The following is a 17,160-nucleotide window of genomic DNA, read 5'->3' as shown; positions in this document are numbered from 1 at the left end:
AAAAAAAACTGGACGCGTGTTCGGGTGAAAATGTCTAGTACAGGCTGTCGATGAGCGAAGTCTCGTCAGCTGATTTTTATTCGGATAAAGGGCATGCCCGATGGACCGATTCCAGGAAATGCAGGTCTTCGCCGCGGTTGCCCAAGAGCAGGGGTTCTCGGCGGCGGCGCGACGTCTGGGCCTGTCGGCGGCCAGCGTCACCCGAGCGGTGGCGGCGCTGGAGAAGCGCATTGGCACCTTGTTGCTGACACGCACCACCCGCAGCGTGCACTTGAGCGAGGCCGGGCAGCGTTACCTGGAGGATTGTCGGAGAATTCTGGCCGAGGTGCAGGAAGCGGAGGATTCGGCAGCCGGCAGTCACGCCCAGCCGCGTGGTCAACTGACAATCACGGCGCCGGTGTTGTTTGGTGAGTTGTTCGTCACACCGGTCATGGTCGGTTATCTCACTCAATTTCCAGAAGTCGGCATCAATGCCTTGCTGCTCGACCGGGTGGTGAGCATGGTCGAAGAGGGCATTGATGTCGCGGTGCGTATCGGTGAGCTGCCTGACAGCAATCAACACGCGATTCGCGTGGGCGAAGTACGGCGGGTGATCTGCGCGTCCCCGGCGTTTTTGGCTGCCCGTGGCAGGCCACGTCACCCAGATGAGCTCAATGGCGCACCCATCATTGCGACCTCGTCGATCGGGCAGCTCAGGACCTGGCCATTTCTTGACGCGGGCGAGCCGCTGAACGTTCGTCCGGAACCGCGCCTTGTGGTCACCGCCAATCAAGCGGCGATCACGGCGGCCTGCCTGGGCCTGGGATACACCCGGGTCCTGTCTTATCAAGTGGCGGGCAAGGTGGCGGCCGGTGAGCTGGAAATCGTGCTGACCGACTTCGAACTGCCGGCACTGCCCATTCATGTGGTCTACCAAGGGGGACGCAAGGCTCCGGTGCGGGTCCGTAGTTTTGTGGACTTTACGGTGAAGGCGCTGCGCGAACATCCGGCGCTGAGCGGCTAAAGGATTGTTGCGTTGGTTGAAATAATGGATTGCGTTTGCTGGTTATTCTGTTGTTTTGGTTGTAGGTGGAAAATAGCGGCCATCGGTGCTGATCTTTCCCTGAACAGCACCACCACCCAGCGGAGTCGACCATGCAAGCGATCAAACTCTACAACTTCCCTCGTTCCGGCCATGCTCATCGCGTGGAGCTGATGTTGTCCTTGCTGCACCTGCCGACCGAGCTGATCTTTGTCGATTTGGCCAAGGGCGCGCACAAGCAAGCGGATTACCTGGCGCTCAACGCTTTTGGTCAGGTGCCGGTCATCGATGATCAAGGTGTGGTGCTGGCCGATTCGAACGCCATCCTGGTCTATCTGGCACATAAATATGGCAATGGTCGCTGGCTGCCCACCGATCCGGTCGGCGCGGCGAAGGTTCAGCGCTGGCTGTCGGCGGCCGCCGGGCCGATTGCCTTTGGTGTGGCCAGAGCACGATTGATCACGGTGTTTGGCGCGCCATACAACGCGCAAGAGGTGATCGCTTATTCCCACACCGTGCTCAAGGTAATCGACCACGAGTTGGCGTCGACGCCCTACCTGGCCGGCAGTGAGCCGACCATCGCCGATGTCGCCGCCTACAGTTACATCGCCCATGCGCCGGAAGGCAATGTCTCGCTGGACGACTACGCCAACATCCGCGCCTGGCTGGCGCGTATTGAAGCCTTGCCGGGGTTTGTCGGCATGCCGCGCACGGTGGCCGGTTTGCAAAAAACCGCCTGATGCTCACGGCCCGACCCGCTCGGGCCGTTCACTGTGCGCGATAGGCGCAGGGGAGAAACCGTTATGGAACATTCACCTTGGCACGCCGGCGAAAAACAGTTGCAGGCTCATGTTGGGGTTGCCGAGCGAATGGAGGCGTTCGGTCGGCGGGTGATTCGCAGTCAAATGCCGGATCAGCACCGCACGTTCTATCAGCAACTGCCGTTCATGCTGTACGGCGCCGTCGATGCCGAGGGCAATCCCTGGGCGAGCATTCTTGAAGGGCCTCCAGGCTTTGCACATTCCCCCGACCCCGCACTGTTGCAGTTCGACCGTTTGCCGGGCGCCGATGACCCTGCTCAATTGCAAGACGGTGCCGCCATCGGGCTGCTCGGTATCGAGTTGCACACCCGGCGTCGCAACCGCCTCAATGGTCGAGTGGGCGCTGTAACGGCCAGCGGATTCGGGGTGACGGTGGAACAATCCTTCGGCAACTGCCCGCAGTACATTCAGTTGCGCCAGTTTCGCTCGGTGCCATTGGCGGATCCCTCAAGCCGCGTTGCGCAGCACTTGAATGAGCTGGATGACGCGGCCAGAACCATGATCGTCGACGCGGACACGTTCTTTGTCGCCAGCTACGTGGACGTCGATGGCCAGCGCTCGGTGGATGTTTCTCACCGGGGCGGGCAGGCCGGTTTCGTACAGGTAGACGGTAATCGCCTGACCATCCCGGACTTCGCCGGCAACCTGCATTTCAATACGCTGGGCAATCTGCTGATCAATCCTCGCGCCGGTCTGTTGTTCATCGATTTCAATACAGGCGACCTGCTGCACCTCAGCGGGCGCACCGACATCATCCTCGACGGACCGCAGATCGATGCCTTCCAAGGTGCCGAGCGACTATGGACCTTCGAAGTCGAACACGTAGTACGTCGGCCTGCAGCGCTGGCCTTGCGCTGGCGCTTTGACGGCGTGTCGCCCACCAGTCTGCTGACCGGCACCTGGGCGCAGGCCAACGCGCGTTTGCAAGCCCAGGCCTTGGGGGATCGCTGGCGCCCACTGCAGGTGGTGCGTATCGAGACGGAAAGCCAAAACATCCGCTCGATCTACCTGCAGGCCGCCGATGGCGCCGGGTTGCCGGTGTTTCAAGCCGGGCAGCATTTGCCGCTGCGGTTCAACATCGGCGGTGAGGTACATATCCGCACGTATAGCTTGTCGAGTGCGCCGTCGGATGATTTTTTCCGCATCAGTGTGAAACGTGACGGGTTGGTGTCATCACACCTGCATGATCAGATTAAGGTCGGGGATATGCTGGAAGCCCGCGCCCCCCAAGGGCATTTCACCGTGGCGCCGCATGAGCGGCGGCCGCTGGTGTTGCTGGCCGCTGGCGTGGGCATTACGCCGCTGCTGTCGATGGTGCGCGAGGTGGTTTATCAAGGCCTGCGTACGCGAAGCATCCGCCCGACGTGGTTCTTCCAAAGCTCGCGGACCTTGGCCGATCAACCGTTTCGCCCGGAGCTGAGCCGTTTGCTCGACGGCCTCGGCGACTCGGTGCGAGTGCTGCGTCTGCTCAGTCAGCCAGAGCCGGATGCCCGCGAGGGTGAAGATTTCGACCTGACCGGGCGAATCGATGCCGATTTGCTCACGAGCATCGTTGAGGTGGAAGACTACGATCAGCTGGATTTTGTCCTCTGCGGCCCGGGCAGTTTTACCCAGGCGATGTACGACAGCCTGCGGGAAATGGACATTCGTGATTCAAGGATTCACGCCGAAACCTTTGGCCCGTCGACACTGCGCCGGATACCCGACCCGGATGCCGTGGTCATCGAACAACCTCCGGTCGCCACCACATCAGTGCCGGTGGTATTCGAGCGCTCGGCCAAAGAGGCGCGCTGGAAACCCGACAGCGGCAGCCTGCTGGAATTGGCGGAAAGCCGTGGATTGCGTCCGGAGTTCAGTTGCCGCGGCGGCTCCTGTGGGACCTGCAAAACCCGCCTGATCAGCGGTGAGGTAACTTATCCACAGGTGCCGGCAGAAATCCCCGATGCGGGAGAAGTGCTGATTTGTTGTGCGGTGCCGGCGCAGGGTTCGCAGCCGGTGGTGCTGGACCTTTAACCTCTAGACCCCGGCCCCACATAAGTAATCAGACGGTGCCCGAATAATTAGGGCATCAAGGGTAATTCGCGTGTTGTTTCACCTGCACTAGCGGCATGTCTACAACATTGCGCAGGGTGCGTTCGGCCAATTGCGCACTGGCTTCACGCCAGCCGATCCAGTGCCAATCCGCCACGTCGCGGGTGGCCGGGAACTGACCGCTGCTTTCGAAGCGAGCGACCAGGTCGGCCAGCGTTTGCGGCTCGGCCAGGTCGAAATACGCCATGAACTCGCCGCCGATTTCGCGGAAGATCGGAATGTCGCTACCCATGGCCGGCAGTCCGCGCTGCATGGCCTCCACCAGAGGCAAGCCGAATCCTTCGATCCAGGATGGAAACACCAGAGAGCTGGCATTGGAGTAAGCGTGTTCGAGGCTGGTGTCGCTCAGGTCATTAAACATGAACAGGCGTTGGTTCAACTGTGGGTGATTGTGTACCCGGGCGAGCAGGGCGTCGCATTTCCAGCCGATCCGACCGGCGATACACAGCCGGGCTTTTGAACCCGCGGCCCAAGCCAGCTCGAATGCGTCCAGCAGGTAGTCGTGGTTTTTGCGCGGTTCGATGGTGCTGACCATCAGAAACACCGGTTCCTGCGTATTGAAAATACGCGTCAGGCGCGGCTCGACGGCAGCTGCGGCTTCGCTCAGGTCCAGCTCGGAGCCGAGGTGGAAATAGTCGAACCACAATTCACTGGCCTTGGCTGGGCCCAGGCGGCGCTGCAATTCCTCACGCACCTGATCGCGTACCGTGGCGGAAATAGCCATATAGCCATCGGCGGTTTTGGTGATCCAGTCGAACCACTCGTTGAACACCTGCACCAGTCGTGTGTCGTAAAACTGTGGATGTGTCACGGGAATCAGGTCGTAGATTACCGAAACGATGCCCACGCCTTCACGTTTGAGCTGTTCGGCAAACGGGAAAAAATCGGTGTGCCAGGACGAGTCCAGCAGCACCAGTTGATCCCCTGGCTGGTGTTGCAGCGGTGTGCAACGTTTAGGCAGTTGGGTTTGATTGACTTGGTCGATCAGGCGCAGCGGCACACTGAAGCAGGCCAGTGCTATCAGTCGATAAGCCACGTACAACACGCGTCGTGCAAACCGCGATGTACAGCGCTTTTCAAGCCGTTGGCTTAGTTGCCAAAAACGGTGCGCCAGTCGTTCCAGTCGCTCGCCGAAGGTTATCAGGCTCTCGAAAAACGGCGTGTTCAATGAACCCAGTTTCAGTACCCGATAGAGTTTGCCCTTGAGCATCACCACAGGAATGCATTCGGCACCGCCCGCACTTTCCGGCAGTTGATTGATGACGTTGCGCACCACCCGCTGAATGCCTGAATTGACTTTGGGGTTTTTGAATACGTGGGTGCACTCCACCAGCAGACGGGTCATAACGGGCTTTCCGGGGCAATTGAGGGGGGAAGGGTAATGGTTGAACAAAGGACGTTAATGTCGAGCGTGTGGGCCGGATCGCGGAAGACTTCAGGATCAAACGATTGGCTGGCCAGGTGAATGACCGGGTCGGGCCTCTCCGAACACAGGTCTTCGGGGCCGTTGGTCTCACTGAGACCCGTAACGAATAGACGCTTTTTCAAATAGCGACCCCTTGGTCTTTCATTTCGTCCATTCCTCACAGGTTTTACAGAGATGTCTGACGGACCGGTTAGATGACGGGGCCGAAAGACAGGCGAGACAGCGATGCTTGTTTGGTAGCCGATTTGTGCAATTGATCGGCAATTTTAGCAGGTCCAACTGTGACCGGTCAGTTCTCGTGCGCTTAGCTCGATTTATTCTCGCCGGGCGGTTCACGAATCCTCGATGGATGTGTTTAGAATGCCCCTCGTCACGATTAATCGGCGTTGGTATGAGTTGTTTCGAGACTCCCCGAATCCGACCATTAAAACAAGAGCGTAGACGGGTAAGAAGACGATGGGCGAGGACTGGCGAGCGCCGGCTCGATCCATGGCTTTACCGTCATAGAGTGGGGCTGCCGGGATGGCGGCTTCATCGTGAGATGCCATGAACTTTATTCTTTACTCAGCGGTCAACGATAGCTCCATCAGCCAGAGCCTTGGTCGTCCCGAATACAGTTACTACTTCGTGCTCAAGGCCTATCGCCCTGTGCTCGAAAGTCTTGGGCGAGTGCATGTGGTGTCCTCCACTGCCGAGGTTGATCCCCTCTACAGGCAACTGTTGGCCGCTGGCGAAGACAGCCTGTTCCTGTCGTTTATGCCGCCGCAGAAAACCCCGAACGACCTGGAATGTCCGACAATCTGCGTGGTGGCCTGGGAGTTCGACTCGATTCCCGATGAGCAGTGGGACAACGACCCGCGCCAGGACTGGACGCAAATGCTGGCGCATCAGGGCCGGGTGATCACGCTCTCCAGCCATACCGCCCGAGCGATTCGACAGGCCATGGGTGAAGACTTTCCAGTGCTGGTTTTGCCAACGCCATTGTGGGAAAACTTCGCCGGCATTCGTAGTCGCCACACCAGCGCACCGATCAACGCCGGTTCGACCCTGGACATCAAGGGCTGCATCTTCGATACCCGAACCCTCGGGCTGTCTGCCGATGCGCTGATTCCCGTACCGCCTACCGCCGAGGAACTGGCCGAGTTGGAGGCGTTGAAACCACCGCCGCTGACACTCAAGCGCCGCTTGGTGATTGCCCGCCATTACTTGCACCTCTGGCGTCGGGATATGGGCAAAGCGCTGCCGACTCCGGTGCGTCGCAGCCACTTTCTAAGCCAGTGGTATTGGGAAGGTATTCACGACCTGCTGTCAGAGTCCGCACATGCGCGACTCGCCGGCTGGTTGCCGGCCATCGCCGGCCCGCACACAATGGCAGTGCCCGAGCCGGCGCCGCGAACGTGGCCGGACACCACCGGGCTGGCCGAGACCGAGGTTGACGGTGTCGTTTACGTCAGCGTGTTCAACCCGCGTGATGGCCGCAAGAACTGGCATCAACTGATCACCGCATTTTGTTGGGCATTTCGCGAAACGGCGGACGCCACGCTGGTACTGAAAATTACCCAAAGCGATCTGTCGTCCTACCACGACGAGTTGATGACCTTGCTCGCTCAACTCTCGCCGTTCGCCTGTCGGGTAGTGGTCATGCACGGCTATCTGAACGACCCGCAATACACCCGCTTGTATGAAGCCGCCAGTTACTACGTCAATGCCTCGCGTTGCGAGGGGTTGTGCCTGCCGCTGATGGAGTTCATGGCCTGTGGTAAACCGGTGATCGCACCGGATCACACCGCCATGGAGGACTACATCGATGAACGCGTGGCGTTTGTGGTCAAGTCCAGCGAAGAGCTGACTATATGGCCGCAAGACTCCCGCATCATCTACCGTACCCTGCGTCACCGGCCGGATTGGGGTTCGCTGAAAACCGCTTACGAAAACAGCTACCGCCTGGCCAAGGAACAACCGCTGGAGTATCGGCGCATGTCCCTCGCCGCTATCAAGCGCATGCACGAATACTGCGCTTTCGCTCCGGTTCAGCAACGCATGGCGGATTTTTTCGGGCTGGCGCCGCAGGCCTTGCCGACAGCAACCGTGACGGATAACGCCTCATGCTGATCATCATTCATTCGGAAACCAACCAGCACACCATTGCCCAGAACCTTGGCCGCTCTGAGTACAGCTATTACTTCGTGCTCAAGGAGTATCGACCCGTGCTGGAGCGGCTGGGGCGAGTGGTGGAAGTCAGAGATCCGCAGACCGAAGTCGATGCCTTGTACCTGGAATGTTTGTCCCGTGGCGAAGGGTGCGTGTTCCTGTCGTTCTCGCCGCCTCATCGCACGCCGGTCAATTTCACCTGCCCGACACTACCGGTGTTCGCGTGGGAATTCAGCACCATCCCCAACGAACCCTTTGACAGTAACCCGCTCAATGACTGGCGCACTGTGTTGCGCGCCTGCGGTGCGGCGATCACACACTCCAGCTACACCGTGGATGCGGTGCGCGAGGTGATGGGCGCCGACTATCCGATCATTGCGGTACCTGCCCCGGTGTGGGACCGGTTTTCCGCGCGCGGCGCCCACTTGCAACGCCAGCCCTTGGCCAGTCAGGTGCGGTTGAAGCTCAAGGGGTTGCTGGTAGACAGCCGTAAACTCGACTTGCGGGCCTTCGGACCCGTGGCATTGCGCGAAGGTGTGGGTATTAATTTCAAGGCCCCGCCGAGTGAACAAGAACTGGTCCTTAACGGCGTGATTTACACCTCGGTTTTCAACCCCGGTGACGGGCGCAAGAATTGGGAAGACATGCTCAGTGCCTTTTGCGTGACGTTTCGTGAGGTGGACGACGCGACACTGGTGCTCAAACTGACGCACCACGATGCCGAAGAAGCGTTGGATGACATCCTTCACCACTTGTACAAAAACCAGTCTTACCGCTGCCGGATCGTACTGATTTACGGCTATCTGGCTGACGCGGACTATGAAAAGTTGGTGCAAGCCACGAGTTATGTGGTCAACACGTCCTACGGCGAAGGCCAGTGCCTGCCGCTGATGGAGTTCATGTCTTGTGGCAAACCGGCGGTGGCGCCACGGACCACGGCGATGATCGATTATCTCGATGCTGATAATGCATTCCTGATTGACACTACCGCTGAACTTACGGCTTGGCCTCATGACCCGCGCAGGGCATTTCGGACCTTGCGTTACATAACCAATTGGGCGTCGTTGTGCAGGGCTTACCAACTAAGTTATGACGTGGCCAAGGGTAGCCCCGACCGCTATGAACAGATGTCCGTGCACGCAGTGGCCAGTCTCAAAAAGTTTTGCAGCCAGACCGCTGCCGAGCAATGGCTTAACGTATTTTTTGAGCGCTTGTTGGAGAACCGTGCCGTGGAAACCCCCGGGGCATGATTCGCGCCGAGGTGATCATCGTACGCAAGCCGATTGATAGCGATGCAACGTCCTGGAGGACGGCATGAGCAATGACAAGCGAATCATGGACATCGAGTTGTTGCGCGGCATTGCGGTGCTCGGCGTGCTGTTTCATCACCTGCAAGACAGCCTGTTCACCGCCTCGGTGCCGTTGCTGCAAACCCTCACCGCATTGGGTCAACCCTGGTGGGGCGTCGATCTGTTTTTCGCGATCTCGGGGTTTGTTATCGCCCGCAGTTTGATCCCGGCGTTGCAAGGTTGCAGCACGCGTCAGGAATACTGGCAGCAGACGCGTAATTTCTGGCTGCGCCGCGCCTTTCGATTGCTGCCGTCAGCCTGGTTGTGGCTGGCGTTGATGCTGCTGGCCTGTCTCTTTTTAAATCGTTCCGGGGCGTTTGGAACGCTGCACGCCAACCTGCAGGCGACGCTTGCGGGCGTGGCGCAATACGCCAACTTTCGCTTCGCCGACAGCTTCTTTCACTATGAATATGGCACCAGTTTTGTGTATTGGAGCCTGTCGCTGGAAGAGCAGTTCTACTTGCTGTTTCCGCTGTTGATTCTGGTCTGCCGCAAGCACCTGGTGTGGGCCTTGCTGGCGCTGGTCGCGGTGCAATTGTTCACCCTGCGCACACCGATTCTGATGGTGGTTCGCACCGATGCACTGGCCCTTGGCGTGCTGTTGGCGATGTGGAGTGCGCAACCTTCCTACCTGCGCTGGGAGCCAACATTCTTGCGTCGTCCATGGGCGGGTGTTGCCGCACTGATCGCGGTGTCGCTGCTGCTCAGCTTCATGGCCACTGATCGCTTCACCTTCACCCATTATCGGATCGGCGCGATTGCAGTGTTGTGTGCGGTGCTGGTCTGGATCGCCTCTTACAACCGCGATTACCTGTTGCCGCGCAGCGTGTTCAAGAACCTGATGACGTGGGTCGGCAGCCGTTCCTACGGGATTTACCTGATCCATATCCCGGCCTACTTGCTGGTTCGTGAGTTCATTTTTCGTCTACAGGCTGCCGGGCTGCCCAGTCCGGCTGGCCATCCGATTCTGATGTTGCTGATGGCTGGCGGCCTGATCGTGCTGCTGAGCGAACTCAACTATCGCTACATCGAAATGCCCATGCGCAACCGTGGTGCCTCGCTGGTCAAACGCCTGGGCACCGCCCGAACCGCCGTCCCATCCTCTGGAGCTACCTCATGCTGAGCCTTTTGAAGAAACTCACGGCGGCCACACCCGCTCCCGCGCAGCCGGTGGCGGACAAGATCGAGAAGGTCGACCCTTACATGCTCGGCCTGCACGACGCGATGCTCAGCGGCTGGTTCAATCAGCAAACCGGCGAGCTGTTCACCGGCTTCCCGGTAACCGCTGAAGACACGTTGCTGGACGTGGGCTGTGGTGACGGTGGCAACGTGCATTTCTGCGGCATGCGCGGGGCGAAAATCATCATCGCCGACATCGACGCGGCCAAGGTCGAAGCCACCCGCCAGCGCCTCGGCGACACCCCGGCGCGGGATGTCGAATGCCACGTCACCGACTGCAACCCGCTGCCGATTGCCGACGCGACGGCCACGCGCGTGGTGTCCACCGAGGTCATCGAGCATGTGGACGACCCGGCGCAGTTCCTTGCTGAGCTGGTGCGTGTCGGCAAGCCGGGCGCGCTGTATTTGCTGAGCGTTCCACACCCCAGCTCCGAAGACCTGCAGAAGGACATCGCCGCACCGGAGTATTTCCAGAAGCCCAACCACATTCGCATCATCAGCGAAGAACAGTTCAAGACGATGGTCAGCGATTCTGGCCTGGAAGTGCTCAGCCACAGCCAGTACGGTTTTTACTGGTCGATGTGGATGCTGCTGTTCTGGGAGGCCAAGGTCGATTTCAGCAATGCCGACCATCCGCTGCTCAACCACTGGGCCGACACTTGGCAAGCCGTTCTGAATTCGCCTCGCGGCGCACAGATCAAGCAGGCACTGGATGCAGTCGTGGCGAAAAGTCAGGTGATCATTGCCCGTAAGCCGATAGCATAAAGGCCCCTGTAGCAGCTGCCGGAGGCTGCGTTCGGCTGCAAAGCAGTCGTAAAATCAGGCGCTTCGGTTTTTCAGATAGACCGTACACTCAGGATTTACGACTGCTACGCAGCCGAACGCAGCCTTCGGCAGCTGCTACAAAGGTTCGCTTTGGCTCAAAGGTTTCTCATATTGTTTTTCACTCGATTGATCGCCTTGCTGGCGGCGTTGGTGCTACTCAACGGTTGCGAGCATCAAGACGCGCCACCGCTCGATCAACAACTCTACGTCTGGCAACGGCAATGGACGCCGGCCCATGACGCCGCCCTGCAGGACAGTCGCGCGGATTTTTCGACCCTTCGGGTGTTGGCCTTGCAGGCGTTTCCTCAAGCCGGCTGGCGTCGGGCGCGAATCGATCCGGACCTGCTCAAGCGCGATGGTCGGCCGCTGATTGCGGTGATTCGCCTTGACGGTCAATTGAAGGCGCTGGATCAGGACGAAGTCACGGCGCAAATCCAGCAAGTGCTTGGCGACTGGCAAGGCCAGGGGCTGACGCTGTCCGGTGTGGAGATTGACCACGATGCGGGCGTGGCCCGGCTCCCGGCCTATCGAGAATTTCTGACGCATCTTCGTGCGGTTTTACCCGCGACATTACCCCTGAGCATCACGGCGTTACCGGCCTGGCTGGACAGCGCTGAGCTGCCGGCGCTTTTATCGGCCGTCGACAGCAGCGTGTTACAAGTGCACGCCGTGAGCGATCCACGGCTTGGGCTGTTCGATCCGGACCAGGCACGAAAGTGGGCCAGGGGCTGGAGTCGCATCACCATCAAGCCTTTTTATCTGGCGCTGCCGGCCTATGGCGTGGCGCTGTTGCCCGGCGCCAGTGGCGCACCCGTGGTGGAAAGCGAGGTTCCTTTGGAGCAGGGAGGCGAGCGTCGGGAACTGCTGGCTGATCCGCTGCAACTGCGCACACTCGCCACGGATTTGCGCGCCGATCCGCCCGCGCATCTGGCTGGCCTGATCTGGTTTCGCCTGCCGTTGGCGGGCGACCGTCGGGCCTGGAGCCTGACGACGCTTGGCGCTGTGGCACGCGGGGACACGCTCGACAGTCGCTTGAGTGTGAAACTTAGTGCGCAAGACGCCCTCTATGACATCAGCGTCAGCAACCAAGGCAACCTCGACAGCGCCTGGCCCGAACGCGTGACCCTGGCCGTTCAAGGGTGTGAGGGGGCCGATGCGCTGGCCGGTTATGCGTTGCATCAGAGCGCGGATCTGCTTACCTTCACCCGCCTGCGCGACGGCCGGATAGCGGCCGGTGGGCAGCGAGCCATCGGTTGGGCGCGCTGCACAAAAATTGATCAAGGAGGTTCGAATGTTTACCCGTAACTGGCCCCGCCATCTGCTCTGCCTGAGCTTGAGCTTGCCGCTGGGTACGGCGCTGGCCTGCGGGCCGGACTTCCCGATGCGTTTGCTGGACAACCGAAGCCAGTCGCTGGCGGAGCTGCCGGAAGGTAACTTTCAGTTTGAGATCAATCGTCTCGGGCACGCTATTGCAGGGCTGAAGAACGTCGCGCAATCGCCCTACCCCATGGAAGCGGCCGACTACGCAGAACAGCGCGATTCGGCCGAGCAGGCCGGGCTGACGCCGGAGCAGCAAGCGCTGGTGAAACAACTGCGCAGCCTGACGGATGCACAGCAGGTCGAAGAGCAAGGCGCGAGCCTGCCGGCCGAGCTCAAACTTTATCTGGCGGGGGCTGTGGCGTTCAGTGCGGGCGATCATGGATTGGCTGCCGATTACTTCCAGAAAGTGCTGGCGCTGCCGGCCGACCAACGCGCCTTGCGCAGCACCTGGGCTGCCTATTCGCTGGGGCGGGCGCTGTTTGCCGGGAGCAGCGAAGCAGGGGCTCCGTCCGATCTGCTGGCACCGTCGAAAAAGGCGTTCGAACAGACCCGTCAGTTGAGCATCGACGGTTTCAGCGACCCGCTGGAGCTGGGGGTCGCCAGCCTTGGCGAAGAAGCGCGCGTGGCCCGAACCATGGGTGACTGGAACAGCGCCATCGAACTCTACGCCACGCAAAATCTTCACGGTTCGGCGGTGGGTTACAGCTCGTTGAAGTTACTGATGGCGGACCTGCTGGCAATGCCTGACGATCAACTGGGCACCTTGCTTCAGGGTAAACCGGTGCAACAACTGGTTACCGCGTCGTTGATCAGTCGCCTGGGCTGGTCATTTGGTGATCAACCGCCGAACGAGTTGAAGCTGATCAAACTGCTGCAAAGCAGCACGCGCGGCAGCCTGGATAACGCGGATCGATTGGCCGCGATGAATTATCAACAAGGTGATTACGCCAGCGCCAAGACGTTCCTTGAACACGCCGGTGACGGTGGCCTGGCGTGGTGGCTGCGGGCGAAACTGGCGTTGCGCGAGGGCGATAAAAACGCGGCGGCTACCGCGTATGCCAAGGCGGCTAAGGCGTTCCCGCAGAATGAATCATGGGGTGAGCGCCGCACGCCAGACTACGATTACGAAACGCTTCAACCCAAGTGCCGGGTCGAGGGTGAAAGTGCGATTCTTGCGCTGCAACGCGGGGATTATCTGCAAGCCTTCGATCAGCTCTATCGCAGCCAAAGTATCTATTGGTTCGATGCCGCGACGGTTGCTGAACGGGTGCTGACTGTCGATGAACTCAAGCATTACGTCGACACGCAAGTGCCCGCGCCACCACCGTTAACCCAGCAGGAACGCGACAACTACGTGCCGTTGCCGGTAGCGGCACAATTGCGCAATCTGTTGGGGCGGCGTTTGTTGCGCGAAGAGCGCTATGACGAAGCGCTGGGGTACTTCGACAATACCGATCTACAGAAAAAAGCCCGACTGTATGCGCAACAACGACAGCTGGCTGATGCGGCGTGGTGGCCGACCAAACGTGCCTCCGCCCTGTTCAATGCCGCCTGGACGGCGCGCGAATGGGGGATGGATATCCTTGGTTATGAAATGGCCCCGGACTACGCCACGTTTGGAGGCAGTTACAGCCTCGAAAACACTGAGCTGAAGGTCGGACCGTTGGTGGCCGAAGGTGAAGTCCAGCGCCAACAGGCCAGCGCCGCCAAACCCGATGAGCGCTATCACTATCGATTTGTGGCCACGGCATTGGCCAGTCGCGCCGCCGATAATTTGCCTCACACCAGCCAGGCCTTCGCTGCGGTGCTGTGCGCGGCGGCGGGCTGGAACAGTAGCGTTGAAGAGCAACGTGCTCTGTACCAACGCTATGTGAAAGAAGGGCCTTACGTGGATTGGGCGGTGGATTTCGGTCACCAGTGCCCTTATCCCGACTTCGAAAACGCCAGCAAACGCTATGTCACCCAGGTGACTGACGCGACACGTTCGGTTTTGCGGCCCTATAAGTGGCCGTTGCAAATCGGCGGTGTCGTCGCTGTCTCGGCGGTGGCGTTGCTGTTGATCAACCGCCGCCGTCGTCGGGGGCAGTAAGGCTCAAGCCTGTTGCACAAAGGTCAGCCGCACCGCGAAGCCGATCAACAGGCTGCCAAACAGCCATTGCTGGAGCCGCTGGGCCGAAGGACTGCGTTGCAGCCAACGGCCCAGCGCCGCGCCGACCAGCGCATAAGCGCTGTCGAAGAGAAAGCCGACACAGACCAGCACCATGCCCAGGATCGCGAATTGCGTGAGGACTGATCCGGCGTGTGGATTGATGAACTGTGGCAGCAGCACCGAGCAGAACAGCAGCGCTTTGGGATTGAGCAGATTGGTGAGCAAGCCGCGCTGGATGGCATTCGACCAGCGTGTTTTCTGTGGCGTGGCGTCTTCGCCATTCAGGCTCGGCAGCATCGTGGTCCGCAGGCACTGAATACCAATCCACAGCAGGTACGCGGCCCCGGCCAGTCGCACCACATCGAAGGTCCACGGCGCGGCTTTGAACAACGCCGCCAGCCCCAACGCGGCCAATGCCACATGACAACCCCGAGCGATGCCCAGGCCTACTGCGGTGGCCAACGCAGCCCCTTTCCCCTGACGGGCGCCGGTTTGCAGCAGCAGGATCATGTCTGGCCCGGGTAACAAATACACCACGGCCAGCGCCATGAAAAACAGCCAGAGTCCTTCCACGTTGCACCCCTTCGATGTCGATTTGGTAGGGCCAGTCTAGGCCGCAAGGGCAGGGCAGGTGGTTGCGTAGTCAGCTTCTAAAGCCAATGAATTTGGCATAACCTGCTGCTTTACGATGTACCAACCATCAGGATCTGCCAAATCATGAAACTGGATGCCTACGACCGCAAAATCCTCGCGGCCCTGCAACGGGACGGTCGACTGAGCAATGTGCAATTGGCAGAAGAAATCGGCTTGTCCGCCTCACCTTGCTTGCGGCGGGTGCGGATGCTGGAAGAGGCGGGTGTGATTCGGGGTTATCAGGCCAATCTGGATCGCGACGAGGTGGGGCTTGGGTTGACCGTGTTTGTCGGGGTCAAGGTGGAGCGCCACAACGACGAACAGGCTGAAGCTTTCCGTGTGGCCGTAACGGCGTTACCGGAAGTGATTTCGGCGTTTCTGGTGTCGGGAGAATCAGATTTTCTGCTGCAAGTGGTGGTGCCGGATTTGCGCGGGTACGACCGTTTTCTCACGGAGCGGCTGTTGAAGTTGCCGGGTGTGAGCGATATCCGCAGCAACTTCGCGATTCACACGGTGAAGACGCCGGGTGCGTTGCCGTTGGGACATTTGCCGCTTTAGACCGAGTCGCCGCTATCGCGAGCAAGCTCCCACAATGATTTGCGGTGTAGTACAAATCGCGTGCCCACCCAAGAACCTGTGGGAGCGAGCTTGCTCGCGATAGCGGCAGACCCGACAACAAGAATTTTAAGGCCTACATCTGCGTCGCCTTCCCCTCCACATTCATCGCCGCCTGGCGCAACGCCTCGGACCGGGTCGGATGCGGATGGCAAGTCAATGCAATGTCTTCAGCCGAGGCGCTGAATTCCATCGCCACGCAATACTCGCCAATCATTTCACTGACGCTGGGCCCCACCAGGTGGACGCCGAGGATTTCGTCGGTGCGCTCATCGGCCAGCACTTTGGCGAAGCCTTCGGTCTCGTGGTTGATCTTGGCCCGGCTGTTGGCGGTAAACGGGAATTTGCCGACCTTGTACGCGCGACCTTCGGCCTTGAGTTGCTCCTCAGTCTTGCCGACGCTGGCCAGCTCCGGTTTGGTGTAGATCACGCTGGGAATCAGGTCGTAATTCACCTCACCTGCCTTGCCGACGATCTGTTCGATGCAGGCCATGGCTTCGTCTTCGGCCTTGTGGGCGAGCATCGGCCCGGACGTCACGTCGCCAATCACCCACACGCCAGCCGCTTCGGTACGGTGGCCCTGGTTGGCGAGCATGCCGCGTTTGTCGGTGGCGAGGCCGACATTTTCCAGCCCAAGGCCCTGGGTATAAGGCCGGCGACCGATAGACACCAGCACGTAATCAGCCTCCAGCAACTCAGGCGTGCCACCCGCCGCCGGTTCAATGCTGAGTTGAACGCCGGTAGTCGAGGACGCGGCGCTGGTGACTTTTGAACTTAACTTGAAGCTGATGCCTTGCTTACTTAACGAGCGCTGCAGGGTTTTGCCGGCCTCAACATCGACACCGGGACAGATGCGGTCGAGAAATTCGACGACCGTGACCTGAGCGCCCAGGCGTCGCCAAACAGAACCCAGCTCCAGGCCGATGACGCCGGCACCGATCACCACCAGATGTTTTGGCACTTCGGTCAGCGACAGCGCGCCGGTGGAGTCAAGGATACGTTTGTTGTCGATGTCGACGCCTGGAAGGGGAGTGGGCTCGGAGCCGGTGGCGATGATGATGTCTTTGGCACTCAGCTCGGTCTTGCTGCCTGCATTATCGGTCACCGTGACTTTGCCCGGCCCGTCGATGTGGCCCCAGCCCTTGATCCAGTCGACTTTGTTTTTGCGAAACAGAAACTCGATGCCTTTGGTCAGCCCGGTCACGCTTTCATCTTTTTGTTTCATCATCTGAGCGAGGTTGAGCGTGGGTTTGACCTCGATGCCCAGGTTGGCGAATTCCGAACCCATGGCCGCCTCGTAGAGTTCGGAGGCGTGCAACAACGCCTTGGACGGCATGCAGCCGACGTTCAGGCAAGTGCCGCCCAGGGTGGCGCGACCTTCGACGCACGCCGCTTTCAAACCCAGCTGGCCGGCTCGGATCGCTGCGTTATAGCCGCCGGGGCCACCGCCCAGAATCACGACGTCGTAGCTGCTCATGGATGTACTCCTGAAGTGAAGGGATCGGGCTGATTGAAGGTAGTCTTTGATAAAAATTACGAACGTAATATGTGCGTTTCCGGCTGTTTCGGTCAAGGCTTCA

General features: G+C 59.8%; 13 protein-coding genes. 10 read left to right on the top strand and 3 right to left on the bottom strand.

Translation table 11 applies throughout. The features are described 5' to 3' along the window. The first annotated feature begins 100 nt into the window (after positions 1 to 100). The 3 genes from AC1D2P_RS02175 (at position 101) to AC1D2P_RS02165 (ending at position 3,855) form a co-directional block, all read left to right on the top strand. Positions 101 to 1,003 carry a LysR family transcriptional regulator gene (locus AC1D2P_RS02175; RefSeq protein ID WP_109786814.1) on the top strand — a complete coding sequence of 301 codons (903 nt, stop codon included), beginning with the start codon at positions 101 to 103 and terminating at the stop codon, positions 1,001 to 1,003. Positions 1,004 to 1,134: 131 nt separating this feature from the next. Then, on the top strand, positions 1,135 to 1,761 hold the full coding sequence (locus AC1D2P_RS02170; RefSeq protein WP_046030876.1) for a glutathione S-transferase family protein: 627 nt from the start codon (positions 1,135 to 1,137) through the stop codon (positions 1,759 to 1,761). A gap of 63 nt (positions 1,762 to 1,824) precedes the next feature. Beyond that, a complete protein-coding gene (locus AC1D2P_RS02165) occupies positions 1,825 to 3,855 on the top strand; it encodes a 2Fe-2S iron-sulfur cluster-binding protein (protein ID WP_109786813.1) in 2,031 nt (676 codons plus the stop codon). A 55-nt stretch (positions 3,856 to 3,910) separates the two neighbouring features. On the opposite strand, the gene AC1D2P_RS02160 is transcribed toward AC1D2P_RS02165, so the two are convergent. After that, positions 3,911 to 5,278 carry a glycosyltransferase family 4 protein gene (locus tag AC1D2P_RS02160; RefSeq protein ID WP_109786812.1) on the bottom strand — a complete coding sequence of 456 codons (1,368 nt, stop codon included), beginning with the start codon at positions 5,276 to 5,278 and terminating at the stop codon, positions 3,911 to 3,913. 627 nt (positions 5,279 to 5,905) lie between these two features. On the opposite strand from AC1D2P_RS02160, the gene AC1D2P_RS02155 reads away from it, so the two are divergent. The 6 genes from AC1D2P_RS02155 to AC1D2P_RS02130 all read left to right on the top strand — a co-directional run bounded on the left by AC1D2P_RS02155 (position 5,906) and on the right by AC1D2P_RS02130 (position 14,272). Continuing rightward, the gene (locus AC1D2P_RS02155; RefSeq protein ID WP_109786809.1) at positions 5,906 to 7,471 is read left to right on the top strand and encodes a glycosyltransferase; all 1,566 of its coding nucleotides are present in this window, start codon (positions 5,906 to 5,908) and stop codon (positions 7,469 to 7,471) included. After that, complete coding sequence (locus tag AC1D2P_RS02150) at positions 7,465 to 8,760, top strand: glycosyltransferase (protein ID WP_109786808.1); 1,296 nt, start codon at positions 7,465 to 7,467, stop codon at positions 8,758 to 8,760. Before AC1D2P_RS02155 ends, AC1D2P_RS02150 begins: the two co-directional genes overlap by 7 nt. 64 nt (positions 8,761 to 8,824) lie before the next feature. After that, positions 8,825 to 9,982 carry an acyltransferase family protein gene (locus AC1D2P_RS02145; protein ID WP_109786807.1) on the top strand — a complete coding sequence of 386 codons (1,158 nt, stop codon included), beginning with the start codon at positions 8,825 to 8,827 and terminating at the stop codon, positions 9,980 to 9,982. Beyond that, a complete protein-coding gene (locus AC1D2P_RS02140; RefSeq protein WP_046030847.1) occupies positions 9,976 to 10,803 on the top strand; it encodes a class I SAM-dependent methyltransferase in 828 nt (275 codons plus the stop codon). Before AC1D2P_RS02145 ends, AC1D2P_RS02140 begins: the two co-directional genes overlap by 7 nt. A 168-nt stretch (positions 10,804 to 10,971) precedes the next feature. Beyond that, on the top strand, positions 10,972 to 12,168 hold the full coding sequence (locus AC1D2P_RS02135; RefSeq protein ID WP_109786843.1) for a DUF3142 domain-containing protein: 1,197 nt from the start codon (positions 10,972 to 10,974) through the stop codon (positions 12,166 to 12,168). Then, positions 12,155 to 14,272 (top strand): hypothetical protein, encoded by a 2,118-nt coding sequence (locus tag AC1D2P_RS02130; RefSeq protein WP_109786806.1) that lies wholly within the window; start codon positions 12,155 to 12,157, stop codon positions 14,270 to 14,272. Before AC1D2P_RS02135 ends, AC1D2P_RS02130 begins: the two co-directional genes overlap by 14 nt. Before the next feature lie 3 nt (positions 14,273 to 14,275). On the opposite strand, the gene AC1D2P_RS02125 is transcribed toward AC1D2P_RS02130, so the two are convergent. Then, positions 14,276 to 14,905 carry a LysE family translocator gene (locus AC1D2P_RS02125; RefSeq protein WP_109786805.1) on the bottom strand — a complete coding sequence of 210 codons (630 nt, stop codon included), beginning with the start codon at positions 14,903 to 14,905 and terminating at the stop codon, positions 14,276 to 14,278. A 144-nt stretch (positions 14,906 to 15,049) separates the two neighbouring features. Here AC1D2P_RS02125 and AC1D2P_RS02120 point away from each other — a divergent pair, with 144 nt between their 5' ends. Next, entirely contained in the window at positions 15,050 to 15,523 is a 474-nt protein-coding gene (locus AC1D2P_RS02120) for an Lrp/AsnC family transcriptional regulator (RefSeq protein WP_046030842.1), read from the top strand. 133 nt (positions 15,524 to 15,656) lie between these two features. Here the strand turns inward: AC1D2P_RS02120 and lpdA are convergent, their stop codons facing one another. After that, positions 15,657 to 17,057 carry a dihydrolipoyl dehydrogenase gene (lpdA, locus tag AC1D2P_RS02115; protein WP_477757427.1) on the bottom strand — a complete coding sequence of 467 codons (1,401 nt, stop codon included), beginning with the start codon at positions 17,055 to 17,057 and terminating at the stop codon, positions 15,657 to 15,659. Positions 17,058 to 17,160 lie beyond the last annotated feature (103 nt).

Source organism: Pseudomonas sp. P1_F1_2, assembly GCF_056405815.1.
This window is presented reverse-complemented; position numbering and strand designations above follow the sequence as displayed.

Excerpts from the sequence above, each read along its gene's own strand:
- AC1D2P_RS02165 (WP_109786813.1), top strand. The coding sequence starts at position 1,825 with ATGGAACATTCACCTTGGCACGCCGGCGAAAAACAGTTGCAGGCTCAT.
- AC1D2P_RS02140 (WP_046030847.1), top strand. The coding sequence starts at position 9,976 with ATGCTGAGCCTTTTGAAGAAACTCACGGCGGCCACACCCGCTCCCGCG.
- lpdA (WP_477757427.1), bottom strand. The coding sequence starts at position 17,057 with ATGAGCAGCTACGACGTCGTGATTCTGGGCGGTGGCCCCGGCGGCTAT.
- AC1D2P_RS02160 (WP_109786812.1), bottom strand. The coding sequence starts at position 5,278 with ATGACCCGTCTGCTGGTGGAGTGCACCCACGTATTCAAAAACCCCAAA.
- AC1D2P_RS02120 (WP_046030842.1), top strand. The coding sequence starts at position 15,050 with ATGAAACTGGATGCCTACGACCGCAAAATCCTCGCGGCCCTGCAACGG.
- AC1D2P_RS02170 (WP_046030876.1), top strand. The coding sequence starts at position 1,135 with ATGCAAGCGATCAAACTCTACAACTTCCCTCGTTCCGGCCATGCTCAT.
- AC1D2P_RS02130 (WP_109786806.1), top strand. The coding sequence starts at position 12,155 with ATGTTTACCCGTAACTGGCCCCGCCATCTGCTCTGCCTGAGCTTGAGC.
- AC1D2P_RS02145 (WP_109786807.1), top strand. The coding sequence starts at position 8,825 with ATGAGCAATGACAAGCGAATCATGGACATCGAGTTGTTGCGCGGCATT.
- AC1D2P_RS02155 (WP_109786809.1), top strand. The coding sequence starts at position 5,906 with ATGAACTTTATTCTTTACTCAGCGGTCAACGATAGCTCCATCAGCCAG.
- AC1D2P_RS02175 (WP_109786814.1), top strand. The coding sequence starts at position 101 with ATGGACCGATTCCAGGAAATGCAGGTCTTCGCCGCGGTTGCCCAAGAG.
- AC1D2P_RS02150 (WP_109786808.1), top strand. The coding sequence starts at position 7,465 with ATGCTGATCATCATTCATTCGGAAACCAACCAGCACACCATTGCCCAG.